Origin of the sequence: Nonomuraea corallina, assembly GCF_027620315.1 — a bacterium.
Classification (GTDB): Bacteria; Actinomycetota; Actinomycetes; order Streptosporangiales; family Streptosporangiaceae; genus Nonomuraea; species Nonomuraea corallina.
The window spans coordinates 1-23,532 of the sequence record NZ_JAPNNL010000046.1; the positions used below are offsets into that span (position 1 = coordinate 1).

At 72.3% G+C, this 23,532-nt stretch carries 24 protein-coding genes and 1 pseudogene; 13 read left to right on the forward strand and 12 right to left on the reverse strand.

Annotated elements, in window-relative coordinates:
• Window positions 1–590: pseudogene (locus OUY22_RS14205) on the forward strand (hypothetical protein); the annotation flags it as partial.
• Window positions 591–770: 180 nt separating this feature from the next.
• Window positions 771–1,718, forward strand: coding sequence for a hypothetical protein (locus tag OUY22_RS14210; RefSeq protein ID WP_270155394.1), 948 nt, complete (start codon window positions 771–773; stop codon window positions 1,716–1,718).
• 8 nt (window positions 1,719–1,726) lie between these two features.
• On the opposite strand, the gene OUY22_RS14215 is transcribed toward OUY22_RS14210, so the two are convergent.
• Window positions 1,727–2,089 (reverse strand): TPM domain-containing protein, encoded by a 363-nt coding sequence (locus OUY22_RS14215; RefSeq protein WP_270155395.1) that lies wholly within the window; start codon window positions 2,087–2,089, stop codon window positions 1,727–1,729.
• A 6-nt stretch (window positions 2,090–2,095) separates the two neighbouring features.
• A complete protein-coding gene (locus OUY22_RS14220) occupies window positions 2,096–2,386 on the reverse strand; it encodes a hypothetical protein (protein WP_270155396.1) in 291 nt (96 codons plus the stop codon).
• Between the two features lie 260 nt (window positions 2,387–2,646).
• On the opposite strand from OUY22_RS14220, the gene OUY22_RS14225 reads away from it, so the two are divergent.
• From OUY22_RS14225 to OUY22_RS14240, 4 genes are all read left to right on the forward strand, one after another.
• Window positions 2,647–3,468 (forward strand): nuclease-related domain-containing protein, encoded by an 822-nt coding sequence (locus OUY22_RS14225; RefSeq protein ID WP_270155397.1) that lies wholly within the window; start codon window positions 2,647–2,649, stop codon window positions 3,466–3,468.
• Between the two features lie 166 nt (window positions 3,469–3,634).
• Complete coding sequence (locus tag OUY22_RS14230; protein ID WP_270155398.1) at window positions 3,635–4,603, forward strand: TIGR03885 family FMN-dependent LLM class oxidoreductase; 969 nt, start codon at window positions 3,635–3,637, stop codon at window positions 4,601–4,603.
• Window positions 4,604–4,883: 280 nt separating this feature from the next.
• Complete coding sequence (ilvD, locus tag OUY22_RS14235; RefSeq protein WP_270155399.1) at window positions 4,884–6,722, forward strand: dihydroxy-acid dehydratase; 1,839 nt, start codon at window positions 4,884–4,886, stop codon at window positions 6,720–6,722.
• A 78-nt stretch (window positions 6,723–6,800) separates the two neighbouring features.
• Window positions 6,801–7,295, forward strand: a complete 495-nt coding sequence (locus OUY22_RS14240) for a WYL domain-containing protein (RefSeq protein ID WP_270155400.1) — start codon at window positions 6,801–6,803, stop codon at window positions 7,293–7,295.
• A gap of 86 nt (window positions 7,296–7,381) precedes the next feature.
• Here the strand turns inward: OUY22_RS14240 and OUY22_RS14245 are convergent, their stop codons facing one another.
• The gene (locus OUY22_RS14245; protein ID WP_270155401.1) at window positions 7,382–7,588 is read right to left on the reverse strand and encodes an FmdB family zinc ribbon protein; all 207 of its coding nucleotides are present in this window, start codon (window positions 7,586–7,588) and stop codon (window positions 7,382–7,384) included.
• A gap of 166 nt (window positions 7,589–7,754) precedes the next feature.
• Window positions 7,755–8,261 carry an HNH endonuclease gene (locus OUY22_RS14250; RefSeq protein WP_270155434.1) on the reverse strand — a complete coding sequence of 169 codons (507 nt, stop codon included), beginning with the start codon at window positions 8,259–8,261 and terminating at the stop codon, window positions 7,755–7,757.
• A gap of 293 nt (window positions 8,262–8,554) precedes the next feature.
• On the opposite strand from OUY22_RS14250, the gene OUY22_RS14255 reads away from it, so the two are divergent.
• Genes OUY22_RS14255 through OUY22_RS14265 form a run of 3 tightly spaced genes read left to right on the forward strand, consistent with a single transcriptional unit; the run spans window position 8,555 to window position 11,762 of the window.
• Window positions 8,555–10,609, forward strand: coding sequence for a prolyl oligopeptidase family serine peptidase (locus tag OUY22_RS14255; RefSeq protein ID WP_270155402.1), 2,055 nt, complete (start codon window positions 8,555–8,557; stop codon window positions 10,607–10,609).
• 8 nt (window positions 10,610–10,617) lie between these two features.
• On the forward strand, window positions 10,618–11,421 hold the full coding sequence (locus tag OUY22_RS14260) for a helix-turn-helix domain-containing protein (RefSeq protein WP_270155403.1): 804 nt from the start codon (window positions 10,618–10,620) through the stop codon (window positions 11,419–11,421).
• Window positions 11,418–11,762 carry a VOC family protein gene (locus tag OUY22_RS14265; protein WP_270155404.1) on the forward strand — a complete coding sequence of 115 codons (345 nt, stop codon included), beginning with the start codon at window positions 11,418–11,420 and terminating at the stop codon, window positions 11,760–11,762. The genes OUY22_RS14260 and OUY22_RS14265 overlap by 4 nt, the downstream gene beginning before the upstream one ends.
• A gap of 79 nt (window positions 11,763–11,841) precedes the next feature.
• On the opposite strand, the gene OUY22_RS14270 is transcribed toward OUY22_RS14265, so the two are convergent.
• Both OUY22_RS14270 and purU read right to left on the reverse strand, forming a co-directional pair.
• The gene (locus OUY22_RS14270; protein ID WP_270155405.1) at window positions 11,842–12,705 is read right to left on the reverse strand and encodes an SDR family oxidoreductase; all 864 of its coding nucleotides are present in this window, start codon (window positions 12,703–12,705) and stop codon (window positions 11,842–11,844) included.
• 41 nt (window positions 12,706–12,746) lie between these two features.
• Entirely contained in the window at window positions 12,747–13,598 is an 852-nt protein-coding gene (gene purU, locus OUY22_RS14275) for a formyltetrahydrofolate deformylase (RefSeq protein WP_270155406.1), read from the reverse strand.
• Between the two features lie 131 nt (window positions 13,599–13,729).
• Here purU and OUY22_RS14280 point away from each other — a divergent pair, with 131 nt between their 5' ends.
• Together OUY22_RS14280 and OUY22_RS14285 are read left to right on the forward strand one after the other, a co-directional pair.
• The gene (locus OUY22_RS14280; RefSeq protein WP_270155407.1) at window positions 13,730–14,674 is read left to right on the forward strand and encodes an inorganic phosphate transporter; all 945 of its coding nucleotides are present in this window, start codon (window positions 13,730–13,732) and stop codon (window positions 14,672–14,674) included.
• Window positions 14,671–15,321: a DUF47 domain-containing protein gene (locus OUY22_RS14285; protein WP_270155408.1), complete on the forward strand. Its 651-nt coding sequence runs from the start codon at window positions 14,671–14,673 to the stop codon at window positions 15,319–15,321. Before OUY22_RS14280 ends, OUY22_RS14285 begins: the two co-directional genes overlap by 4 nt.
• Before the next feature lie 65 nt (window positions 15,322–15,386).
• On the opposite strand, the gene OUY22_RS14290 is transcribed toward OUY22_RS14285, so the two are convergent.
• A complete protein-coding gene (locus tag OUY22_RS14290; protein WP_270155435.1) occupies window positions 15,387–16,262 on the reverse strand; it encodes a TIGR03620 family F420-dependent LLM class oxidoreductase in 876 nt (291 codons plus the stop codon).
• A 40-nt stretch (window positions 16,263–16,302) separates the two neighbouring features.
• On the opposite strand from OUY22_RS14290, the gene OUY22_RS14295 reads away from it, so the two are divergent.
• Both OUY22_RS14295 and OUY22_RS14300 read left to right on the forward strand, forming a co-directional pair.
• Window positions 16,303–16,653, forward strand: coding sequence for an ArsR/SmtB family transcription factor (locus OUY22_RS14295; protein ID WP_270155410.1), 351 nt, complete (start codon window positions 16,303–16,305; stop codon window positions 16,651–16,653).
• Entirely contained in the window at window positions 16,650–17,087 is a 438-nt protein-coding gene (locus OUY22_RS14300; protein WP_270155411.1) for an NUDIX hydrolase, read from the forward strand. The genes OUY22_RS14295 and OUY22_RS14300 overlap by 4 nt, the downstream gene beginning before the upstream one ends.
• A gap of 5 nt (window positions 17,088–17,092) precedes the next feature.
• Here the strand turns inward: OUY22_RS14300 and OUY22_RS14305 are convergent, their stop codons facing one another.
• The 5 genes from OUY22_RS14305 to OUY22_RS14325 all read right to left on the reverse strand — a co-directional run bounded on the left by OUY22_RS14305 (window position 17,093) and on the right by OUY22_RS14325 (window position 23,464).
• Window positions 17,093–17,869 (reverse strand): hypothetical protein, encoded by a 777-nt coding sequence (locus OUY22_RS14305; RefSeq protein WP_270155412.1) that lies wholly within the window; start codon window positions 17,867–17,869, stop codon window positions 17,093–17,095.
• Window positions 17,870–18,009: 140 nt separating this feature from the next.
• Window positions 18,010–19,656 carry a tetratricopeptide repeat protein gene (locus tag OUY22_RS14310; protein ID WP_270155413.1) on the reverse strand — a complete coding sequence of 549 codons (1,647 nt, stop codon included), beginning with the start codon at window positions 19,654–19,656 and terminating at the stop codon, window positions 18,010–18,012.
• A gap of 253 nt (window positions 19,657–19,909) precedes the next feature.
• Entirely contained in the window at window positions 19,910–21,175 is a 1,266-nt protein-coding gene (locus OUY22_RS14315; RefSeq protein ID WP_270155414.1) for a DMT family transporter, read from the reverse strand.
• 238 nt (window positions 21,176–21,413) lie between these two features.
• Complete coding sequence (locus OUY22_RS14320) at window positions 21,414–21,899, reverse strand: GNAT family N-acetyltransferase (RefSeq protein WP_270155415.1); 486 nt, start codon at window positions 21,897–21,899, stop codon at window positions 21,414–21,416.
• Complete coding sequence (locus OUY22_RS14325) at window positions 21,896–23,464, reverse strand: XRE family transcriptional regulator (protein ID WP_270155416.1); 1,569 nt, start codon at window positions 23,462–23,464, stop codon at window positions 21,896–21,898. Before OUY22_RS14325 ends, OUY22_RS14320 begins: the two co-directional genes overlap by 4 nt.
• Between the last annotated feature and the right edge of the window lie 68 nt (window positions 23,465–23,532).

Here is a 23,532-nt window from a genome sequence, read left to right on the forward strand (position 1 = left end):
CGGCCCCCGGCTTCGGAGGCATGGCCTCCCCCGGAGCCGCTCCGGCCTCCGGCCTCGGGGACACGGTCAACCCTGACGACGTGACGGCCCCCCGCCGGGGAGCCGTCTCTGCGGGCGGTGCGCAGGCCGCGCGCCGCCGCGGGGGTGCGCTCTCCGCCGCGCTCGCGATGGCGCTCGCCACGCTGATCACCGTGAGCGTCGCGGCCATGGTGCTGCTGCGCCCGTCGGACACCGCTCAGGGCGACCCGGTCCCCGCGCCCGCCACCTCGTCCAAGCCTCGTCCTTCCGCCACCGCGACGACGTCCCCGACCGAGGCGGGCAACCGGGTGCCGGCCGCCACCCGGCCGACGCGGGTCCCGGCGACGACCCCTTCCGGCACGCCTCGCCCGACCGGCACCCCCACGGTGACCCCCACCCCGACGGATCCGCCGACCACTCCCGCGCCCGACCCGACCACCGAGCCGGAGCCCGACCCCACCGAGGAGCCGACGCAGGAGCCCACCGAGCCCGACCCGCACGAGCCGACACAGGAGCCCACGACCTCCAAGCCGACCCAGGAGGTCCAGTGCGTCCGGGCGCCCTGTCCCTAGTCCCGGCCCTCCGTCTCGAGTCTCGACCGGCCGCCTCCCGACGTGACCGGCTGTCGCGGCCTGACCCGCAGTCACTCCTGACCCTCCGTCGCCCTGACCCTCCGTCGCCCTGACCCGGCGCCGCTCGGGCCGCGATCATGGAGGCGCCTCTCCCTCCGCGGCGCTGAGTAGGGTGATGCGGTGGAGACGACTCGTGATCTGTTCCTGGCGCTGGCCCGGCGCTACGCGTTCGCCGACCTCGGGGCGCTGACGCCCGACCCCCGCATCGCGGAGGCCTGCGAATTCGGTCAGCGGCTGCTGTCGCTCGACGCCGAGGACTTCGCCGTCGACACCAAGGCCGTGCCGCCCGGGCTCAGGCGGCAGGCGCGGGCCTGCCACATGCCGCAGACCCCGCGCGAGCAGCCGCGTGGCGCGCTGGAGTCGCTGCGCCCCGCCTACGGCCTGCTGCTGGAGGTCATCGCCATCCGCTGGCACCGGCGCGAGCTGAGCCCGATGATCGCCGCAGTGCACATCGCGGCCGAATACCTGCCGTTGCTGGCGTTCGAGCCGCACCTGGGCCACGCGGGCGATCCGGGACGCTGGCCGGAGGGGCTCAGCGCGGTCGGCAGCCGGTTCGGCGTGATCGGCGACCGCGAGTGCGACCACACCAAAGCGGAGCAGTCGGCCACCAACCGGACCCTGCGGGTGGCGGGCGAGCCGGCGGAGGGCTGGCGCGCGTACTTCGACCGGCAGCACAGCCAGGTCGCCGGCGCGCTCGCCGTCTGCGTGGCCACCTGCCGCAACCCCTGCACGGCCATGGGGTGGATCGCTCCGGAGCCGCGCGCCGACCTCCAGCAGCGCGCCCGCACCGCGCTCGCGTTCGCGGAGACCCCGCTGGTACGGCTGCGTCATGCGGCGCCGGTGGGCCACGGCTTCGGCGTGCCGTCGCCGGAGGAGGTGCTCGACGCGTGGGAGCGCAGCCGGAGCGTGCTCGTGAAGAGCGCGGTGGGCGAGGCCGCCGCCCGCGACGACGGTTTCCCGCTGCCGGGCCTGCCGTCGTTCTTCTCCGCCGTCGCCACGGCCCCGATCGAGCCGTCCGCGCTGCTCAAGGGCGTCAGCGAGCACGTCGCCTCACTGATCGGCGACTGACCCGCCGGTCACCGGCGGGCGGTGGCCTGCTCCCCCAGGGCGCCGATCCCGTACAGCAGGCCGCCCACCAGGTCGCCGGCGCTGAACGCGGTCGCCATGGACATGGCCGTCAGCCGGCACGACGCGTCGGAGAGCCTGCGTCTGGCCTGCTCGCCGGTGACGATCTCCAGGGCGCGGCCCCGTACGTCTACCAGGAGCACGACGGCGTCGGGGGCCTCGTCGCCGAGGGCGGCGTGCAGCCGTTCGGCGAAGTGGCGCCTGCCGCCGACGGGCGAGCCCAGGAAGAGCGCGAAGCGCAGGCCGCTGCGCCGCTCGGCGGCCCGCAGGGCGTCACGGACGTCGTCGGCCTGAGCCGCGGTGAGAGTTCGCATGCCCGATCACCATCCCGCCGAAGCGCCGCCGACCCGCCTGCCGGGCTCGGCCGTTTCCGCCGCCGCGACCCAGTCGACGTCGCCCGGAGGCGCCCACTGCGGCGGCCGGTCGACGAGCACCAGGCCGGAGGTGCTCACGCCGCGGTCGGTGCGGCCGGGCCCGCCGATCCACACCGGCCCGGCCTCCGCCTTGCGCGCGGCGCCGCGCCCCGGTATGAGCACGAGCAGGCTGATCAGCACGAACAGCCCCAGTGACACCCCGATGAGGAAGAGCAGGATCTCCAGCGCGCTGTCCACATCACGAACGTAATCCCGGGTGGCCGGTCCGGCCAGACCCCCGGACGAGAGTCTTGACAGGACATCGCCAAGACCCGGTCAACATGATCGCCAGGCGCTCCGGCGGAGCTAGGATCGCTTGCGGACGCCTCTCGACTTCTCTAGAGAGGAACGTAATAGATACCCGGAAACCGGGCGTAGGACACAGTGAGCTGGGGCCATAAAACTATGGACAAGGCAGCACTAGGAATGCATCAGAACCGCGGGCTACGGTGATCGACGTGGACTCCGACCCTCAGCGTGAAGACGGTCACGACACGTCCCCGATCTGGGTGAGCGACAGACCGGAAAACGAGCAGACCGCCAAGCCATCGGCGCCCACTCCCACGTACGCGCCGGTCGAGCGGGTCCCCCTGCGCGTGCTGCTCCAGCAGCCGCGCGTGCGCCGCCTGCGCAACCGCGCCCTGCTGGCTCTCGCCGTGGGCGCCGTCGTGGGTCTCCTCCTCATGGACTGGCGGTTGGGCGCGACCGCGGGCGTGATCGCCGCCATCGGCGACGCCGTCTACCGCGCCCGCTCCAACTCGACGGTGCCCGCCTGGCGGCGGTCCTCCGTGGCCGAGCGGCGCACCGAGGCGCAGCTGCGCCAGCTCGAACGCCGCGGCTACCGCACGCTCCACGCCCGGGCCATCCCCGGCACCGAGGCGCAGATCGACCACCTGGTCGTGGGGCCGACGGGCGTGTACGCGGTCGACTCGGAGAAGTGGGACAAGCGGCTCCCCGTACGGGTCCAGATGGGCAGGAAGCTCTTCCACGGCCCCTTCGACAAGAAGGACCGCCTGAACGAGGCCAGGGGCGAGGCCACCCGGGCCGCCGAGCTGATCAGCAAGGTCTACGGCCGCCAGATCTCGGTGGTGCCGTCGCTGGCCATCTACGGCCCGCCGGTGCCCTGGAAGATCATGACGATCAAGGGCGTGGACGTCTACGAGGGCGTCAGGGCCCGCCGGTGGATCACCAAGCGGGAGCGCGCCCTCACCGAGACGGAGATCGACAGGATCTATGAGATCGCCGCCCAGGTGCTGCCGCCGCGCTACGGCGAGGGCTGACCCCGGGCGGAGCGGTCTTCCGTGAGGGCGTCCTTCTCGCTCTTCGTCGGGAGATCCCCGGGTAACCCGGCCGCTTCGGGGAAGCGGGATGGCGGGGCCGGGCGCGCAGGCGGCGTGCCGCGGCCCCGGATGACCACCCGGACGATCCCCCGAAGGAGAGCCGCCCATGGCCCGATTCGGTTTCCACGCCTCCCACGAACAGCTCGCGCCGAGCGCCCTGCTGGAGGCGGTACGCCAAGCGGAGGAGGCGGGTTTCGCCGCCGCGATGTGCTCCGATCACTTCGCGCCCTGGAGCAACGCCCAGGGCCACTCCGGTTACGCCTGGTCCTGGCTGGGCGCCGCGCTGGCCCGCACCGGCCTGCCGTTCGGCGTCGTCAGCGCCCCCGGCCAGCGTTACCATCCGGCGGTGGCCGCGCAGAAGGCGGCCACGCTGTGCGAGATGTTCCCCGGCCGGTTCTGGATGGCGCTGGGCAGCGGCGAGGCGCTCAACGAGCACATCACCGGTGACCGGTGGCCGCCCAAGGAGGAGCGCAACGCGCGGCTGCTGGAGTGCGTCGAGGTCATGCGCGCCCTGTTCGCCGGCGAGTGCGTGACGCACGACGGGCTCGTCACCGTCGACCGTGCCCGCCTCTACACCCTGCCCGAGTCCCCGCCCCCGCTGGTCGGCGCGGCGGTCAGCGCCGAGACGGCCCGGTGGGCCGGCTCGTGGGCCGACGGGCTCATCACCGTGAACCAGGACGTGCCGCGGCTGCGCCGGGTCATCGAGGCGTTCCGCGAGGGAGGCGGCGAGGGCAAGCCGATCTACCTCCAGGTCCACCTGTCGTGGGCCGAGGACGACGAGACCGCGCTGCGCATCGCGCACGAGCAGTGGCGCACGGGGTTGTTCGGCGGCGACGTGGCCTGGAACCTGGAGACCCCGGACGCGTTCGAGCAGGCGGCGACGTCCGTACGGCCGGAGGACGTACGGAAGAGCGTGCTGGTCTCCGCCGACCTGGAGCGCCAGGCCGGCTGGCTGGCCGAGCTCGCCGGTCTGGGCTTCGACGCGCTCTACCTGCACCACGTGGGCCAGGAGCAGCGGCCGTTCATCGACGCCTTCGGCGAGAAGGTGCTCCCCCAGCTCGCCGAGCCGTCCTGAGGCCGCGCGCCCGGGCTTCGGCGGCGGCTCCCCGGCCGACAGGCGTGCCGCGAAGGCGTCCAGCGCGGCGGCTAGGTCCCGGCTGGACGGCGGGGCCCGTCAGGCGCGGCCCCGCGCGGCGCCCTCACCGCGGCGGGCCCGTACTCGTCGCTCCGGCACGTTCTCAGGTCTCCTACGACCTCGGCCCCCGTATCGGCCCGTATCGGGTCGTGGACACCCGTCTCAATCAACGGGCGGCTGGTCGTACCATGGTGGGACGCACGACGATGGGAGAAGCTCGATGCCCGCCCTCAGGTCACGTACGGTCACCCACGGCAGGAACATGGTCGGCGCCCGGGCCCTCCTCCGGGCGACCGGCGTAGCCGGGAGCGACTTCGGCAAGCCCATCGTCGCGGTGGCCAACAGCTTCACCCAGTTCGTGCCGGGTCACGTGCATCTCCGCGAGGTCGGCGAGGTGGTGTCCGGGGCGATCCGTGAGGCGGGCGCGATCCCCCGCGAGTTCAACACGATCGCGGTCGACGACGGCATCGCCATGGGCCACGGCGGCATGCTCTACTCGCTGCCGTCGCGCGAGCTCATCGCCGACGCCGTCGAGTACATGGTCAACGCCCACTGCGCCGACGCGCTGATCTGCGTCTCCAACTGCGACAAGATCACCCCCGGGATGCTGCTGGCCGCGTTCCGGCTCAACATCCCGACGGTCTTCGTCTCCGGCGGGCCGATGGAGGCGGGCAAGACGCCCGGCCGCAAGCTCGACCTGATCGACCCGATGATCGCCTCGGCCGACGAGTCGGTCACCGACGCCGAGCTGCTGGAGATGGAGGAGAGCGCCTGCCCGACCTGCGGCTCCTGTTCCGGCATGTTCACCGCCAACTCGATGAACTGCCTGGCCGAGGCCATCGGCCTCGCGCTGCCCGGCAACGGCACGATCCTGGCCACCCACAAGGCGCGCAAGCACCTCTTCGAGGAGGCCGGCCGCACCCTCGTCGAGATCACCCGCCGTTACTACGAGGAGGGCGACGAGTCGGTGCTGCCGCGCTCGATCGCCACCCGCGAGGCGTTCGAGAACGCGATGGCCCTCGACGTGGCCATGGGCGGCTCCACCAACACGATCCTCCACATCCTGGCCGCGGCCCGCGAGGCGGAGGTCGACTTCGGGCTCAAGGAGATCAACGAGATCTCGCTGCGGGTGCCCTGCCTGTGCAAGGTCGCCCCGGCCACGAACAAGTACCACGTCGAGGACGTCCACCGCGCCGGCGGCATCCCGGCCATCCTGGGCGAGCTCGACCGGGCCGGGCTGCTCCACCGCGACGTCCCGACGGTCAACGGCGGCACGCTCGCCGACCTGCTGGCCGCCTGGGACCCGATGTCGCCCACGGTCAAGCCCGAGGCGATCGAGCTGTGGCACGCCGCCCCCGGCAACGTCCGCACGGTCAAGCCCTACTCGCAGGACAACCGGTGGGACGACCTCGACCTGGACCGCGCCGCTGGCTGCGTGCGCGACCGCGAGCACGCCTACACCGCCGACGGCGGCCTGGCCGTGCTCTACGGCAACATCGCCCGCGACGGCGCCGTGGTGAAGACCGCCGGGGTCGACGAGTCGATCTGGAGGTTCACCGGGCCGGCCGTCGTGTTCGAGTCGCAGGAGCAGGCCGTCGAGGGCATCCTCAACGACCGGGTCAAGGCGGGCGACGTGGTGGTCGTCCGCTACGAGGGCCCCAAGGGCGGCCCAGGGATGCAGGAGATGCTCTACCCGACCTCGTTCCTCAAGGGCAAGGGCCTGGGCAAGGCCTGCGCGCTGATCACCGACGGCCGCTTCTCCGGCGGCACGTCCGGCCTGTCGATCGGCCACGCCTCTCCGGAGGCGGCCGAGGGCGGCACGATCGCGCTGGTCGAGGACGGCGACCTCATCGAGATCGACATCCCCGGCCGCAAGCTGGAGCTGCGCGTCCCCGAGGCCGAGCTGGCGGCCCGCCGTGAGCGCCTGCTGGCCGAGCTGGGCGGCTTCCGCCCGCGCGAGCGCGAGCGGCCGGTCAGCGCCGCGCTGCAGGCGTACGCGGCCATGACGACCTCGGCCTCCACTGGCGCCTCGCGCGACCTGTCGCAGCTGTCCAGGTGATCCGAACGGCAGGCGACATCCCTGTCGCCTGCCGTACACACTTTCGAAAATGTCAGTGGCTTTACCTATTCTTGGGGTATGGCTGAAGTCGTGACGTCCCAGACGCAACCGCTGACGACCGCCGAGATCGCCGCCCTCGCCCTCTCCCTGGCCCACCTCGGGTCGGGCCCGCAAGCCGTGACCGCCCGGCGCGGCCTGCAGCACGCCCTCGACCATCTCGACCTCGACGACGACGTCATCGCCGCCACCCTCGACACCCTCATCGAGCCGCTGCCCGCCGACGTGGCCGCCCGGGCCCGGCTCATCGCCGACGCCATCACCAGCCGGATGATGGTCCGTCTCCACTACCGCGACGCCTCGGGCGCCGTCACGAGCCGCGAGGTCGAGCCGGTGACCTGCCTCGTCCACCGCGACTACTGGTATCTCGTGGGGGTGTGCCGGATGCGCCGCGCGATCCGGGCCTTCCGGTTCGACCGCATCATCGCGGTGGAGCCCACCCTGACGCCGTCCCGCCCTCACCTGGCCGACCGCTTCCTGCCGTTCCAGCGCCGCAAGCGCGGCAAGGCGGCCTGACCTCCCCCAGGGGCGGCGTGCCCATCCCACCAGGCACGCCGCCCACCCTTCTGGAGCCCGCGGAAGCCCGAGCTGCTCGAACGGGCCTAGCCGCAGCAGCCACCGCCGCAGCATCCGCCGCCCGAGGCGGGGCGGGGTGCGGCGGCGGAGCCGGTCATGCCGACGGTGGTCAGCAGCTTGACCGTGTCGTCGTGGCCTTCCGGGCAGGTCGCGGGGTCGCCCGACGCCGACATCGGCCGGGACAGCTCGAACGTGGAGCCGCAGGCGCGGCAGCGGTAGTCGTAACGCGGCATGCGACCAGCGTACCGGGGGCCGGGACCGGCGTCAGGGCCGGAACGACACCGGCTCGGACCCGATCGACCGGTGTGTCGCGTCGCCTGCCGGCGGAAACCGCTTCAGGCGACGTGAGGCGACGCACGGCGGAGGGTCACGGGCCCGGCACGGGGTGCCGGGCCCGGGTCAGGCGGCCGCCTCGAGGTAGGGCGCCCATTGGGGGTCGCCGACGAGCGAGGCGCCGATCAACCGCCAGTGGGCGCCGCGGGGGACGGACGGGGCGACGCGCAGGCTCCACCCCAGCTCCTCCAGGAACTTGTCGGCCTTCCTGTGGTTGCACGGCGAGCACGAGGCGACACAGTTCTCCCACGTGTGGGTGCCGCCCTTGGAACGGGGGACGACGTGGTCGATGGTCTCGGCCCGCTGCCCGCAGTAGGCGCACCGGTAGTCGTCGCGCCGCATGAGGGCGGCCCTGGTCAGGGGGATGCGCGACCGGTACGGGATGCGGACGTATCTCCTGAGCCGGATGACCGACGGCACGTCGAGGGTGCGGCTGGCGGAGCGCAGCACGGCCCCGCGGCCGTCGTGGTGCACGATGTCGGCCTTCTCCCGCAGCACCAGCACGACGGCGCGGTGCAGGGAAAGCGTGGTCAGGGGCTCGTAGGTGGCGTTGAGCAGCAGGACTTGGCGCATCATCGGGCCTCTCCCTGCTGCACCCGTATCAAAGGGGACATGCCGCGGCATGTCCCGGCTATTCGCCCCTCCTGGGGCATCGACACAACCGTCACGTGGACCTCCGCCGGACGGCCCAGCGGATGGACACCACGGCACCGTCCTGTCAGCAAGTCTGGCGTTTACCGCAGCGTCCCCGCCACCCCTTAAGCTCCGGCCCGGATGACCAGAGGGACGCACGTTACGGTTTATTCCCGCATCACCTGGGCTTTACGCCCGCCGCCGGGGCTCGTGCTTTGCCGTAGGGTTCCAGCATGACGCGAGAGTCCTACCCGGCGGCGCCACGCGAGGAGACCGCCGACGTCCTGCACGGCATCACCGTCCCCGACCCGTACCGCTGGCTCGAGGACCCCGACAGCCCCGAGACGGAGCGATGGCTGGTCGCGCAGGCGGAGCTGTTCAAGCGCGAGAGCGAGCCCCAGCGGTTCAAGTCGCGGATCGCCGAGCTGCTCAAGTCGGGGTCGGTGGGCTCACCCACATGGCGCGGCGAGCGCTACTTCTTCAGCCGCCGCACCCCGGAGCAGGAGCACGCGGTCTACTACGTGGTGGAGCCGGACGGCACCGAGCGGGCGCTGATCGACCCGATGGCGCTGGACCCGTCGGGGCTCACGACGCTGGACGCGGTGCAGCCCGACAAGGAGGGCCGGCTGCTCGCCTACCAGATCTCGGTGGGCGGCGACGAGGAGTCGGTGCTCTACCTGATCGACGTGGCGACGGGCACGCGCGTCGAGGGGCCGATCGACCGCTGCCGCTACTCGCCGATCGCGTGGCTGCCGGGCGGCGAGGCGTTCTACTACGTCCGCCGGCTGCCGGGCACCGAGGTGCCGGAGAACGAGCGGCAGTTCCACCGCCGCGTCTACCTGCACCGGGTCGGCACGTCCACCGAGGACGACGTGATGATCTTCGGTCACGGCATGAAGATGACCAACTACTACGGCGTGGCGGTGTCGCGCGACGGCCGCTGGCTGCAGATCTCGGCCAGCGAGGGCACGGCCCCGCGCAACGACCTGTGGATCGCCGACCTGACCGCCTCCTCCGCCGACCGGCCGGAGCTGCGGGCGGTGCAGGAGGGCGTGGACGCGCAGACCGGGCTGGTGTTCGGCCGCGACGGCAGGCTGTACGTCCACACCGACCGCGACGCGCCCCGGTCGCGGGTCTGCGTCACCGACCCTGACCGGCCGGAGTTCGAGGCGTGGCGTGACCTGATCCCACAGGACCCGGAGGCGGTGCTGTCCGACTTCGCGATCCTCGACGGCCTCGACCGCCCGGTGATGCTGGTGGGCTGGACCCGCCACGCGATCAGCGAGATCACCGTGCACGACCTGGCGACGGGCGAGCGCCTCGGCCAGGTGCCGACGCCGGGGCTGGGCAGCATCGGCGGCATCGTGGAGCGGCCCGAAGGCGGCCACGAGGCGTGGTTCGGCTACACCGACAACACCAACCCGCCGAGCGTCCAGCGCTACGACGCGCTGACGGGCGAGACCACGCTGTGGGCGGCCTCGCCGGGCGCGGTCGACGTCCCCCAGGTGCGCACCGAGCAGGTGGTCTACCGCTCCACGGACGGCACCGACGTGCGCATGCTCGTCATCTCGCCGGTCGACGGCCGGGGCCCGCGGCCGACGATCCTGTACGGGTACGGCGGGTTCGGCGTGTCGATGACCCCCGGCTACTCGGCGTCGATCCTGAGCTGGGTGGAGGCGGGCGGCGTGTACGCGATCGCCAACCTGCGCGGCGGCGGCGAGGAGGGCGAGGACTGGCACCGCTCGGGCATGCTCGGTCACAAGCAGAACGTGTTCGACGACTTCCACGCGGCTGCCGAGTACCTCATCGAGGCCGGGGTGACCACGCCGGGCATGCTCGGCATCTCCGGCGGCTCCAACGGCGGCCTGCTGGTCGGGGCGGCGCTCACCCAGCGTCCCGAGCTCTACAGGGCCGTGGTGTGCTCGGCGCCGCTGCTCGACATGATCCGCTATGAGCACTTCGGCCTGGGCGCGACCTGGAACGTCGAGTACGGTTCCGCCGCCGACCCCGAGCAGTTCGGCTGGCTCCATTCCTACTCGCCGTACCACCACGTCAAGGAGGGGGTGCGCTACCCGGCGACGCTGTTCACGGTGTTCCAGTCCGACACGCGGGTGCATCCGCTGCACGCGTGGAAGATGTGCGCCGCGCTCCAGTACGCCACCGCCGGCGACGGGCCGATCCTGCTGCGCAACGAGACGGAGGTGGGCCACGGGGCGCGTTCGATCAGCCGGTCCGTCGACCTGTCGGCCGACACGCTCACCTTCATGGCCAGGCAGCTCGGGCTGTAGCCGGGACCATGAGCGAGCAAGGGCTGGTCCTGTCCGGTTCGGCGCCCGGCCGCCCCGCCCTCCGGCCCTACGCCCGCCGCCTGGCGGTCTACCGCGAGGACCACGGCGGGCCGCTGGCGCGGGTGCAGCCGGCGGCGACGGACGCGGTGCTGATCCTGGGCTTCGCCGCGCCGATGGAGGTCGGCGGCCGGCGGCTGACGTCGTTCGGCGCGGGGACGTCCGACCGGTTCACCCGCACCCGGATGACCGCGCCGACCGAGGGGGTCCAGATCGATCTGACGCCTTTCGGGGCCAGGCGGCTGTTCGGGATGCCGCTGCGGGAGCTGGCCAACCTGGCGGTGCCGGCCGAGGACCTGCTCGGCCGGTGGGCGGTGGAGGCGGCGGAGCGGCTGGCGGCGGCGCCGTCCTGGCCGGAGCGGCTGGCGCTGGCCGAACGGCTGCTCGCCGGCCGGCTCGCGGCCGGGCCGGAGCCCGATCCGGAGGTGCGGTGGGCGTGGGCGCGGCTGCTGGAGTCGGGCGGCACGGTCCCGGTCGCGTCGCTGGCCGGGTCGCTGCGGCGCAGCCACCGCCACCTGGTGTCCCGCTTCCACGACCAGGTGGGGCTGACGCCGAAGGCGGCGGCGCGGGTGATCCGCTTCCACCGGGCGGCGGGGCTGCTGCGCTCGGGGACCGCGATCGCCGAGGTGGCGGCGACGTGCGGTTACTACGATCAAGCGCACATGAACCGCGACTTCCGCGCGCTGGGCGCGATCACGCCCGGTCAGATTTCTCCAAGACCTCCGGCTGCCCGCCGCCCGACACTGGCGTCATGAAGGTTTACGCACTGGCCCGCTACCACGACTGCGCGGCGGCGGTCGACTTCCTCACCGGCGCCTTCGGCTTCGAGGCGCACGACGTGTCCAGGACCGACGAGGGCACGGTCCATCACGCCGAGCTGCGTGCCGGCGACGACATCGTCATGCTCGGCCTGGGCAGGCCCGGCGGCCCCGGCGTCTACGTCGCCGTCGACGACGTGGACGCCCACCACGACCGGGCCAGGGCCGCCGGCGCGAAAATCATCATGGAGCTGGTGGATCAGCCGTACGGCTCCCGCGAGTACGCCGCCGAGGACCCGCAGGGCAACGCCTGGTACTTCGGCACCTACCGCCCCTGACCTCGGGGCGAGCGGTCATCGCCGGTGGCCGGGCTGAAGTAGTGGCGCGGCGCCCGGTGAGAGCTCTCATCTGACGTGGTCAGCCGGGCAGCGTCTCCCCGCCGATGGGCGCCAGCACCTCGCCGGTGTAGTACGACGACATCAGCTCCGAGGCGAAGAACACGTACGAGGGCGCGATCTCGTCGGGGTCGGCCGCCCGCTTCATCGGCACCTGCTTGCCGAACTGCTCGACCTTCTCCTCGGGGAAGGTGGCGGGGATGAGCGGGGTCCACACGGGCCCGGGGGCCACGGCGTTGACCCGGATGCCCCGGTCGACCAGGTTCTGCGCCATCGCGTAGGTGAAGGCGTTGATCGCGCCCTTGGTCGCGGAGTAGTCCAGGAGCGTCTTGTTGCCGCGCAGGCCGTTGATCGACGAGGTGTTGATGATCGCCGAGCCCTCGCCCAGGTGAGGCAGCGCGGCCTTGGTGACGCGGTAGTAGCTGTGGATGTTGACCGCGAACGTGCGTTCCCACTGCTCGTCGGTCAGCTCCTCCAGGGAGTCGACCGGCTCCTGGTAGGCGACGTTGTTCACGACGACGTCCAGGCCGCCCAGCTCGGAGACGGTGCGCTCGACGACCTGCACGCAGTGTTCGCGCTCGCCCAGGTCGCCGGGGAGCAGCACGCAGCGCCGCCCTTCGGCCTCGACCAGCTTCCTGGTGTGCTCGGCGTCCTCGTGCTCGCTGAGGTAGGCGATCGCGACGTCGGCGCCCTCTTTGGCGAAGGCGACCGAGACGGCCCGTCCGATGCCAGAGTCGCCGCCGGTGACGAGCGCCCGCTTGCCGGACAGCAGGCCCCGGCCCTGGTAGCGGCGCATCTCGTCGCGCGGTTCGGGCGTCATCTCGCCGGAGTCGCCGGGGTAGGACTGGGTCTGCGGCGGTGGTGTGGAGTTCGGTTGTTCAGGCATGTCAGGCGCGTGCCCCCGCTGGGGCACGGCTAACACCGAGCTCAGCGCGGGAACACGATGGTCTTGTGGCCGTCGAGCAGCACCCGCTGCTCGGTGTGCCACTTGACGGCCCTGGCCAGGGTCAGGCTCTCGACGTCGCGGCCGATGGCGGCGAGGTCCTCCGGCGAATGGCTGTGGTTGACCCGGGCGACCTCCTGCTCGATGATCGGCCCCTCGTCGAGGTCGGACGTGACGTAGTGGGCGGTCGCGCCGATCAGCTTGACGCCGCGGTCGTGAGCCTGGTGGTAGGGCTTGGCGCCCTTGAACGACGGCAGGAACGAGTGGTGGATGTTGATCGCCCGCCCGCTCAGCTTGGCGCACAGCTCCTCCGACAGCACCTGCATGTAGCGGGCCAGCACGACGAGGTCGACCTGGTAGTGCTCGACCAGCGCGAGCACCTCGGCCTCCTGCTTCGGCTTGGTGGCGGGCGTGACCGGCAGGTGGTGGTAGTCGATGCCGTGGGACTGGGTGAGCGGGCGCAGGTCGGGGTGGTTGGAGACGACCGCGGCGACCTCGATGTCGAGGGCGCCGCTGCGCACCCGGTAGAGCAGGTCGTTGAGGCAGTGGTCGAACCTGCTGACCATGATCAGCACCTTGGGCTTCCTGGCCAGGTCGCGGAGCTGGAACTCCATGGCGAAGTCGGGGGCCAGGGCGGCGAAGGCGGAACGCACCTCGTCCTCGCCGAGCGGGGAGGTGAACTGCACCCGCATGAAGAAGCGCGCGCTCTCCCGGTCGCCGAACTGCTGGCTCTCGGTGATGTTGCAACCGTGCCGGGACAGCAGGCTCGACACGGCGGCCACGACTCCGGGCCGGTCGGGACAGGACAGTGTGAGGACGTACTCGGCAACGCTCATGGATCGCTCTCGGTGAGGTCTGCGCGACTGATTCATCGAGATTACCGCCCCACGAACCCCACACTCACCTGCCTCATTCGCTCGATCTTGGGTAGATATCCCATATCCGTTGCTTGGCCCGGAGGTTGCCCATGCCTGTAGACGCCGTCGTGCTCGTCGTGGTCGCGGGGCTGTTCGCGATCGTGTCCGGCATGAACGACGGCGGCGCGCTCCTGGCCACTGGACTGAAGCTGCCGGCCGTGCGCCCGGCGACCGGCATCCTGGCCATGGTCGTGGTGATCGCGCTGGTGCCGCTGGCCACGCACGAGGTGGCGCTGACGCTGGTGAACCGGCTGGCCACCTTCGACGGGCCCGGCGGCCGGGCGGCGACCGCGATCGCCGTGCTGAGCGCGCTGACCGTGGTGACGGTGCTCACCTGGAAGGGCCGGCCGACCAGCCTCACCCTGGCCCTCGTCGGCGGGCTGACCGGGGCGGGCCTGGGCTGGGGGCTGCCGGTCTCGGGGCCGTACGTGGCCCTGGTGCTCGGCTTCGGGCTGGCCGCCCCGATCGTGGGCGGCCTGGTGGCGTGGGGGGTGACGGCGCTGCTGGTACGGGTCTCGGACGCGCGCCAGCTGAGCGGCTGGCATCGGCTGGGATTCCTCCTGCAGATCCTCGCGTACGCCGCCAACGACGGGCAGAAGATGCTCGCCATCTTCATGATCGCGGTTGGTTTCTCGGACGCGCCGCCGCGGTACACGATCCTGGTGGCCGTGCTGTTCGGGCTCGGCGCCATGTACGGGCTGCCGAAGGCGGGGCGCACGCTCAGCCGGGAGATCATCGCCTTCCGCCCGCTGCACGGCGTGGCCGCGGAGCTGTCGGCGGGGACCGCCGTGCTCGGGTGCTCGGCCGTGGGCATGCCGGTCAGCATGACGCAGGCGGTCGCCGGCGGGCTGATCGGCGCGGGACTGGTACGGGGCAGCGGCCGGGTCCGCTGGTACGCGGCCGTCAAGATCGTCGTTGCGTGGGTTCTGACGCTTCCGGCGAGCGGCCTGCTGGCCGCGGCCGCGGCGTATGTCGGAAAGGGAGTGGTGGGGTGAAGGGCAGCAGGCCGGTGAGGAGGCTGCGCAGGATCCGGGACCTGCTGACGGGGCGCATGGACAGCGCGCTGTCGGACGCGCTGCTCGGTCAGCTGAAGGCGACCAAGGAGGGCGCGTGGCTGGCCATGGCGATGATCGGCGGCGAGGTGGGCAGGACGGGCGCGCACGAGCAGATGCGCACCATCGAGCACCTGGGCGACGAGGAGCGCCGGCTGCTCGTCGAGGAGCTGGAGTCGGCCCTGATCACGCCCATCGACCGGGAGGACCTGTTCAGGCTGTCTCGCTCGATCGACGACGTGCTCGACTCGCTGCGCGACTTCGTCCGCGAGTCGCACCTCTATCGCGTCCCCGACCAGATCCGCTTCACCCCGCTGCTGGATCAGGTGATCGTCGGGATCGACGCGCTGGAGACCGCCGTGCGCGACCTCGTCTCCAGCCCGTCGGCCGTGGTGCATGACGCCCTCGAGGCCAAGAAGTCCGGCAGCGCGATCCGGCGGATGTACCAGTACGAGATCTCGCGCATCTTCTCCGGCGAGCTGACCGCCGACCGCATGAAGGAGCGCGAGCTCGTACGCCGCCTGGAGATCGTGGGCATCGCCATCAGCGAGGCGGCCGACTCCATCGCCGACGGCGCGATGAAGCGCTAGGCGGGTCTCCTGGAGCCACGCGGCGTGAGACCCGCCCGGATCGCGTCAGGCGCGGGAGAGCCTCGTCACAGGCCGAGGGCGGGGGCGAGGCGCTCCAACTGGCGCAGCGCGTCGTCGAGGTCGGGGCCGTCGGGCGACAGCGGCTGGATCGCCACGTGGTCGGCGCCCGCGTCGAGGTGGGCGCGCACCCGCGCGGCCACCGCGTCCGGACTCCCCCAGCCCACGATCGCGTCCACCAGCCGATCGCTGCCGCCGCCGGCGAAGTCGTCGTCGGTGTGGCCCAGGCGGCGCAGGTTGTCGACGTAGTTGGGCAACGTGAGGTAGGGGGCCATGTAGGCGCGGGCCGCCGCGCGGGCCCGCGCGGGGTCGGTCTCGACGAGGACCGCCTGTTCGGGCACGAGCAGCTTGCCCGCGCCGAGGATCGCCCTGGCCTCCGCGGTGTGCTCGGGCGGCACGAAGTACGGGTGAGCGCCGTCGGCGCGCTCCGCGGCCAGCTTCATCATGCCCGGCCGGAGGGCGGCGAGCAGCCGGGGCGCGTCGACCTCGCGCCGGCGCTTCGCCGTCTCGTCCATGGCCTCCAGATAGCGGCGCATCGCGGTCAGCGGCTTGGCGTAGGTGTGACCGCGGGCGTTGACCAGCGGCGCGTGGCTGACGCCGAGCCCGGCGACGAACCGGCCGGGGAACGCCTCCCCCACCGCGAACCGGCTGCCCGCCATGGCCGCCGCGTCGCGCGACCAGATGCTGGCGATGCCGGTGCCGACGGCGATCCTGCGGGTGGCCCCGAGCAGGAGGGCCGCGCACACGAACGGGTCCTTGCCTCCGGGCGTCTCCGCCACCCAGAGGGACCCGTAGCCGAGCTCCTCGATCCGGCCGGCCGCCCGGGGGCCGGCCATGCCCGGCCCGTCGCCGAGGAGGGGATGCCAGACGCCCACCTGTCCCATGTTCACGACGCGCTCCTCACGAGTAGGATGTTCGATCGAGATGGAACACTACACCGAAGTTCGACCATCATCGAACACAACACGCCCGCCTTCCCACGCGTCCCCCGCCGAGGCGACACTCCAGGCCGCCCTCGACGCGCTCGGCGACCCCATCCGCCGCCGCATCGTCCGCCGGCTCGCCGGGGCGCCCGACTGGACCTACCCCTGCGGCGCCTTCCACCAGCTGCCCGTGGCCAAGTCCACGCTCAGCCACCACTTCGCCGTGCTGCGCGGCGTGGGGCTGCTGGAGCAGCGCGACGAGGGGGCGCGCCGGCTCAACCGGCTGCGCGCGCCCGAGTTCGAGTCCCGCTTCCCCGGCCTGCTGCGCCTCGTGCTGGAGGAGGAGGCGTGACGGCCGTCAACGCCCGGCCGGCCGCCCGCGTGGTCTGCCTCGACCGTGACGACAGGGTGCTGCTCATCCACTGGTACGACAAGGTCAGCGGCGCCGATCTGTGGGAGCCCCCCGGCGGCGGCATCGAGTCCGGGGAGACGCCTCTGCAGGCGGCCCGGCGGGAGCTGACCGAGGAGACCGGCCTGCCGGGCTCGGCCGTCGAGGACCGATGGGTGGCGGTCGACCGCGACTTCCCGTGGCTGGGCGTGCGCTACGTCAAGAGCGAGCGCTTCTACCTCGCCCGCTTCGCCGCCGCCCGCCCCCCGGTGGACCCCGGCGAGCTCACGGACGAGGAGCGCGAGGCCTATCTGGGCTGTCAGTGGGTGGAGCGCCTGCCCGACACCGTGCAGCCGCCGGAGCTGGCGCAGGTGATCGAACGCCTCACCGCGCCCTGACCCCCTTACGCCTGGGGGCCCAGTTCGGCCAGCGACACGGTCAGCAGCGAGCGGAGCAGCGACCCCGACACCCGCTCGTGCTCCGACTCGACCGACATGCCGGCCAGCACGTCGGCGCGGTAGGACTCCCGCGCGCCCGCGTCGGCGTAGGGCTGGGCGGTCAGCGCGACCACGACCGTCGCGCGGGTGCCCTCCGTGGGCAGCACGGCCACGGCGTGGGTGCGCAGGCAGGTCTCGTCCGGCTCGCCGAACCAGCCGCACTTGACCCCCGATCCCGGCGCGCCCAGCGCCTCCCGTACGCCGAACGCCTGGTCACCCGACACCTGCCGCATCCACGCCAGCACGTCGCCCGCCACCGGGTCGCCGGCCAGCGCCGCCTGGGCGAGCGCGGCGTACGCGGCCGCCACCTCCTCGGCGGCCACCTCGATCGAGCCGAACCGCGACGGGTCGCCGTTGTGCATCGGCCAGGACACCCCGGTGCGCTGGTAGATGTCGTCCAGGATGACCAGCGGGCCGACGGCCAGCCACAGGCTGCGGGTGTCGGCGTTCGACGAGATGACGACGGCGGGCTCGGCGTGGCGGCGCCACCGTTCGGTGTCGGGGATGCGCCCCGCCGTCACCCAGGCGTACAGCGGCTTGAGCAGGGAGGCGCAGCGCAGCCGGTGCGGGCCTGAGCGCACGGCGACGGTCCGGGCGGGCGGGCCGCCGTGCCCCCGGCTGACACCGGCCGCCTGGGCGCCCGCTCCCGGCTGGAGATCGCAGAGCAGCTCGTTGAAGGCCACCCGCCCACGCTAGCCCCCGAGTCACCCCGGAGCGAGGCGATTCGCTCACTCCCGAAGCCGAGCCGCTCACAGGGCGAACTCAAGGGGGGTGACTCACGGGGTGACTCACGGGGTGATTCACCGGGCGGCTCGCAGGCGGCTCACAGAGGGCCGGCGCGGGCTTCATCGGCCGCGGCCTCGTCAGCGCGGCCGAGCGCGCGCAGGGCGACCGCCCGGTTGGCGTACAGGTCGGGCTCGGGGCCCAGCTCGATCGCCCGCGTCAGGTCGGCCACCGCTCCCGCCGGGTCCCCGGCCGCGTACCGGAGCACGCCCCGGTTGCCCCAGGCCGCCACGAGCCCGGGCGCCCGGTCGATCGCCAGGTCCAGCGCATCGCGCGCCTCCGCCAGCCGTCCCGCTGCGGTCTCCAGCTGGCCGAGGACCGTGAGCAGGTGCGGGTTCCCCGGCGCGCGCGTGAGCCCGGCCTCGACGTCCGCCCGCGCCTCCCCGTCGCGTTCCAGCGCGGCGAGCAGCCCGGCCCGGTTGATGTACGCGTCCACGTACGAGGGATCCAGCTCGATCACGCGGGCCAGGTCTCCCAGCGCCCCCGGCACGTCACCCTGGGCGAGGAACACTTCCGCCCGGTTGTAGTGTGCCTCGGGCAGCGGCGGCCCGGCCCGCAGCGCCGACTCGTAGTCCGCCAGCGCCTCCTCGTACAGGCCGAGCTTGAACAGCAGGTTGCCGCGGTCCACGTAGTAGTCGGGGAACATCGGGTCGACGGCGATCGCGGCGGAGAAGTCCTCCAGCGCCTCCTTGACCCGCCCCATCCCGGCCAGCAGCTGGGCCCGGTTGGCCAGCAGCACCATCCGGTGCACCGGGTGCCCGTTCTCCAGTTCCCCGGCGAGCTCGATGGCCGACTCGACCAGTGCCAGCGCCCGCGCCGGGCGGCCCTCGCGCAGCTCGACGAGCGCCAGCCCGTTGCGGTCGAAGCCGAGTTTGAACGCCCGCTGCCGGGGGTCGGTCAGCAGCGTGGAGATGGCGATCGCCTGGTTGATCCAGCCGCGCGCCCTGCCCAGGTCGCGGCGCTCCGGTTCGGGGTCGCGGGCGTCCAGCATGGCCAGCCCGTAGGCGGTGGCGGCGTGCACGGCCGGGTCCTGGCTGGACCGGCGGGCCCGTTCCCACACGGACCGCGCCTCCGCCCGCCGGCCCAGGCCGCCGAGCGCGGTCGCGGTGCGCTGCAGGAGCCGCCACCACGGCTCGCGGCCGGGCTCGACCAGGGCCAGCGCCCGCTGCCCCAGCTCGGCCGCCGCGTGCAGGAACCCCTCACGTACGCACCGGTCCACGAGCGCCCACAGCTCGGCGGCGTCGCGGGTGTCGGGCGGGCGCTCGGGACCGCCGGCGTACGCGATGACCGCCAGGACCGACGCCGGGATCCTGCGCATGAGCACGTCCAGCAGCTCGGTGTCGGTGGGGTCGGCGTGGTCGGCGTTGCAGACCACCACGCACAGGCCCGGCTCGACCGCCTCCCGGACGAACTCGGCGATCCCGTTGGCCAGCCGGAGCGTGCGCCGGGGGGCGGGGACGAGGATCCGCTCGTCGTCGGGGAGCCAGGCGTCCAGGGTCACCCGCCGGGCGGGCACGAGATCCGTGAGCGCGGGCGCCACGGCCCTGATCTCGATGTCGTGCTCGGCCACCAGCTCGGGGCGCCGGTCGAGGGCCTCCGGCACCAGCCTGCCCAGGAGAGCCGCCCCCACGGTGTACGGACCGAGCGGCTGCCGATGACCGTCGATGGCGGGCATCAGCAGCCGCATGTTCCCGAACCGGGCGGGCGGACCGCCCTGCGCTCTGAGATGGGACCTGTCCCTCGTCACCCCTTGTGAATGACGCTGGAGGTCCCGCCGAGGCGCGCGGTTCCGGGCTTGCGGACGACGATGCGCTTCATCATGCACCTCTTCACTGGGGTATGGTTCATTATTCGGACACCCCAGCTAATATCAAGATTTATACCGCATAAGTCAGATTATAATAACTAAAAAGCGTTCGATATTTGCCTTGGCTATCGTCCTATTCCAGGCGAAACCAGCACGGGTAGGTCTCACCCGATCTTTTCTTGCTCGCCTCGTTCATCAGCTCACACAGGCACCGGCCGAGGAAGGGCACCGACTGACAGCGTCCCTCCTCCGCCTCGCCGCCGGCGCGGACGATCCGGCCGGCGCGCTCGAGGAGCCGCTCCAGGCTCGGCTCCGCCGTTCCCTTGACCGCGCGGTCCCGCCACGGGCACTCCTCGGCCTCGGCGCACTCCCCCGGGGGCGCCTCGGGCAGCTTCCGGTCGTCCAGCCGCAGCGGGTCCTCGCGCTTGACCTTCAGCTCGCTCAGCACCTGGGACGCCCGCCGCGAGATCAGCAGCAGGTCACGGCGGCGCGCCTGGGGCTCGTCCAGCGGGGCCGGGCCGGGCGACGGGACCGCGAGCAGCATCGCCGCCGCCATCAGCGCGCCGCCGATCACCATGCTCCAGCCCGTCTGCTCGCCGAACCAGATCACCGCGATGGCCGCCACCCAGAACGGCTGCGACGACATCAGCACGGCGCTGGGCACCGCGGGCACGTGCGCCTGCCCGTACGAGCGAGCCAGGAAGCCGAGCGCGCAGGACACGACCGCCAGGTGGCCGAGCACCAGCCAGTCGGAGGCGCTGCCCGGGAGCGTGAGGCCGTCCCGCACGGCGGGCACGCCGGTCCCCAGGCCGATCACCCCGAGCTGGATGACGGTGAGCGCGTAGGCGTCGAACTGCTCGCCCTTCTTGGACAGGCGGGCCAGCAGCAGGGTGTGGCCGGAGTAGAGCGCGGCCGCGCCGAGCGTCACGGCGAGGGCCAGCAGTGAGAAGCCGCCGCCCTCGACCCCGCGCAGCAGCGTGAACACGGTCATGCCGGCCGTCGCCAGCGCTACCCCGATCCACACCCGGAGCGGCACCTTGGCCTTGAACAGCGCCAGCGCCATGATCGGCGTGATCACGACACTGCACCCGACGGCGAACCCCGAGACGGCCGCGGGCAGGCTGCCCAGCGCCATGGCCTGGGCGCTCTGCCCCACCCCGAACATGACGCCCAGCAGGACCCCGTTGCCCCACGTCCCCCGGGAGAGACCTCTGAGGCAGCGGGGCCGGATCGCGAGCAGCGTCAGGGCGGCCAGCGTGTAGCGCTCGGCGAGCAGGTCCTCGACCGGTAACCGGGGGATGAGATCCTTCATCAGCGGGAAGGCGGAGCCCCAGGCGGCACTGACGAACAACAGAAGCACGGCGCCCGTGAGGGGCCGGGGAGCGGCCACTACTGCCATGGACGGAAGCATCCCACCACGGTCCGCGACGGCCGGATCGCGGACGGTCCGCGGTGATGCTCTTCTACCACCGGGAGTGAAGAGCCTCACTAAAGGACCGGACATCCTTATCCTCTCGACGCAGTGAACCGGTCATTCCCCACATAACGCCGCGCCCTCTTGGGTCCCAGCTGCCCGTCATCGCAATACATCGCAAAAAGGAAAAAGCGCCCGATAAGGCCGCCTTTTCGGCAGATCACTACATTTCCGCAGGCACCGGGGGGAGCCGCTTCTCCCCGTACACGACGGTCAGGGCGCCCACCCGCTCCCGCGAGACCTCCCGCCACCCGTGCCGCTCGTACAGCGCCAGCGCGGCTCCCTGGTTGAGGGTGGTGTCCCCGCGCAGCCGCTGGAAGCCCAGCTCGGCCGCGCGCCGTTCGAGCGCGGAGAGCATGGCCTCGCCGAAGCCGCGCCGCTGGACGTCCGGATGCACCCGCAGCCGGCACACCTCGGCGGTCTCGCTGTCGACCGGCTTCAGCCCGCCCATGGCGACGACCCTCCCGCCGGTCTCGCCCACCAGGAAGTCGCCCCCGCACGCCAGATAGATCTCCTGGATGCGGGGGAAGTCGTCGTCGTAGTAGACGCCGTCACCCGGCACCAGCCCCACCTCGGCGAGGCAGATCTGGTGGAGGGTCAGGAGGGTGTCGAGGTCAGACCACCTGTAGCGGCGAATCCGGAGCTTCATGCACCTCCGGCCCCTTCTCCCTCGGCGGTCCGCCGGGGGCGCAGCTGCGCCTGGTAGGTGGGCAGGGCCGGATGGTCGGGGTCCCGAGCCATGATCGACTGCTCCAGCGCGACGGCGGGACGCAGGATGAAGTCGGTGCGGTACTCGTCGCCCAGCAGGCCCAGCGCCTCGGTGGCGATGCGCAGCGCCTCACCCGTCTCCCCCTCGATCAGCCTGCACTGGGCCTGGTCCAGCCGGATCAGCGTCTGGTCGAGGATGTGGTCCTGATACTGGTGGAGGGCCTGGTCGAGGATGACCTCCGCCTCCAGGGTCTGGCCGAGCTTGGTGAGCACGTCGCCCTGGTAGAAGTAGAGCTGCTTCTCGGTGTAGCCGAAGCAGACGTCCTCGCGCTCGCCCTCCTTGATGTGGGAGAAGGCGCTGCGCGCCCGCGCGAGCGCGCGCTTGGCCTGGTCGACGACCTCTTTACGGCTGTCGGTGCCCGAAAGCACGGCCAGCGCCCTGGCCTCGACGACCGGGGCCATGGCCTGCGCCGCGCACGGCGTCTGACCGGCCAGGTCACGGCTCTTCTTGGCGAGGTTGAGCGCCTCGCGGGCGTCGCCGTAGTAGAGCGGGACGAGCGCCTCGCGCGCGGTCACCCACGCGCGCAGCGCCCGGTCGCCGGTCTCGTCGGCCGCGATGCGTCCGGTGCGGAAGAACGAGCGGGCGAGCCGGTGGTCGCCCAGGTTGATCATGATCATCCCGCTCAGCCCGGAGAGCTGCGCGGCCATCCGGCACAGGCGCTCCTGGAGGTCGACCGGCTGGCGCCGGGACATCGCGTTGCGTACCGCGCTCAGCTCCAGCAGCACGTCGCAGAGCAGCCGGAGCGGCGCCGTGGTCGTGTACTGCCGGCCGAAGGCGAGCGTGGCCTCCTCCCACTGGTCCAGCATGGCGGGAGAGACGGTGGACGACACGAGTGTGGAGTCCATCCGCCGCCGGATGCCCTCACAGGCGCCCAGCATCTGCCCGTCGAGCTCGTTGGCGCCGGGCTTCTGGCCCAGGATCGCTAATAGCTTGCGGCGGACGGTGTGTTCGTCCTCCTCGCTGTCGACGTTCTTGTCGGGGTGCATCGACGGCGTGCGCAGCTCGGTCGGCTCGGGCAGCGCCGCGCCGTGGCGGCCGTGGAGGTCGGCGCCCCGCAGGACGCCGGGCATCCGATGGCCGTGGCCGCAGATGCACGGGCCGTCGTAGCCGAGAGAAGGGGGCTCGACGCGGTAGACGGTGCACAGATAGTGGAGATACTCGGGGCCGGGGCGCTTCAGCCCGCTCTCGTACGCCGACAGCAGGGTCTCCCCGATGCCCGGCGCCGGCTTCTCGTCGCGCTCGAACAGCGCTCTGACCTGTTCGATGACGTCGGCGAGGGCGATGCCGTGGGCGAGACGGTGGCTCTTGATCTTCGTGGTGGCGAACTGCGCGCCGCACGCCTCGTGGATCTCCTCGGCGATCTGGGCGGCGGTGCGGCCGGCGGCGAGGCCCTTGGCCCTGATCCGCCGCGCCAGCTCCGTTTCCCGGTGTTGTCTGCCGGACATCCCGGCCCCTCTCACGCATCCGTCCTGACCGACTCTCACCCTAGTCACTGAGAGTAGCGTCCAGGTTG

Coding starts and splice junctions, on each gene's coding strand:
- OUY22_RS14245 (WP_270155401.1), bottom strand. CDS start 7,588: ATGCCGCGTTACGACTACCGCTGCCGCGCCTGCGGCTCCACGTTCGAG.
- OUY22_RS14230 (WP_270155398.1), top strand. CDS start 3,635: ATGGCCCGATTCGGTTTCCACGCCTCCCACGAACAGCTCGCGCCGAGC.
- OUY22_RS14320 (WP_270155415.1), bottom strand. CDS start 21,899: ATGAAGCTCCGGATTCGCCGCTACAGGTGGTCTGACCTCGACACCCTC.
- OUY22_RS14270 (WP_270155405.1), bottom strand. CDS start 12,705: ATGCCTGAACAACCGAACTCCACACCACCGCCGCAGACCCAGTCCTAC.
- purU (WP_270155406.1), bottom strand. CDS start 13,598: ATGAGCGTTGCCGAGTACGTCCTCACACTGTCCTGTCCCGACCGGCCC.
- OUY22_RS14295 (WP_270155410.1), top strand. CDS start 16,303: ATGGAACACTACACCGAAGTTCGACCATCATCGAACACAACACGCCCG.
- OUY22_RS14260 (WP_270155403.1), top strand. CDS start 10,618: ATGAGCGAGCAAGGGCTGGTCCTGTCCGGTTCGGCGCCCGGCCGCCCC.
- OUY22_RS14310 (WP_270155413.1), bottom strand. CDS start 19,656: ATGCGGCTGCTGATGCCCGCCATCGACGGTCATCGGCAGCCGCTCGGT.
- OUY22_RS14265 (WP_270155404.1), top strand. CDS start 11,418: ATGAAGGTTTACGCACTGGCCCGCTACCACGACTGCGCGGCGGCGGTC.
- OUY22_RS14255 (WP_270155402.1), top strand. CDS start 8,555: ATGACGCGAGAGTCCTACCCGGCGGCGCCACGCGAGGAGACCGCCGAC.
- OUY22_RS14325 (WP_270155416.1), bottom strand. CDS start 23,464: ATGTCCGGCAGACAACACCGGGAAACGGAGCTGGCGCGGCGGATCAGG.
- OUY22_RS14290 (WP_270155435.1), bottom strand. CDS start 16,262: ATGGGACAGGTGGGCGTCTGGCATCCCCTCCTCGGCGACGGGCCGGGC.
- OUY22_RS14215 (WP_270155395.1), bottom strand. CDS start 2,089: ATGCGAACTCTCACCGCGGCTCAGGCCGACGACGTCCGTGACGCCCTG.
- OUY22_RS14250 (WP_270155434.1), bottom strand. CDS start 8,261: ATGCGCCAAGTCCTGCTGCTCAACGCCACCTACGAGCCCCTGACCACG.
- OUY22_RS14240 (WP_270155400.1), top strand. CDS start 6,801: ATGGCTGAAGTCGTGACGTCCCAGACGCAACCGCTGACGACCGCCGAG.
- OUY22_RS14280 (WP_270155407.1), top strand. CDS start 13,730: ATGCCTGTAGACGCCGTCGTGCTCGTCGTGGTCGCGGGGCTGTTCGCG.
- ilvD (WP_270155399.1), top strand. CDS start 4,884: ATGCCCGCCCTCAGGTCACGTACGGTCACCCACGGCAGGAACATGGTC.
- OUY22_RS14315 (WP_270155414.1), bottom strand. CDS start 21,175: ATGGCAGTAGTGGCCGCTCCCCGGCCCCTCACGGGCGCCGTGCTTCTG.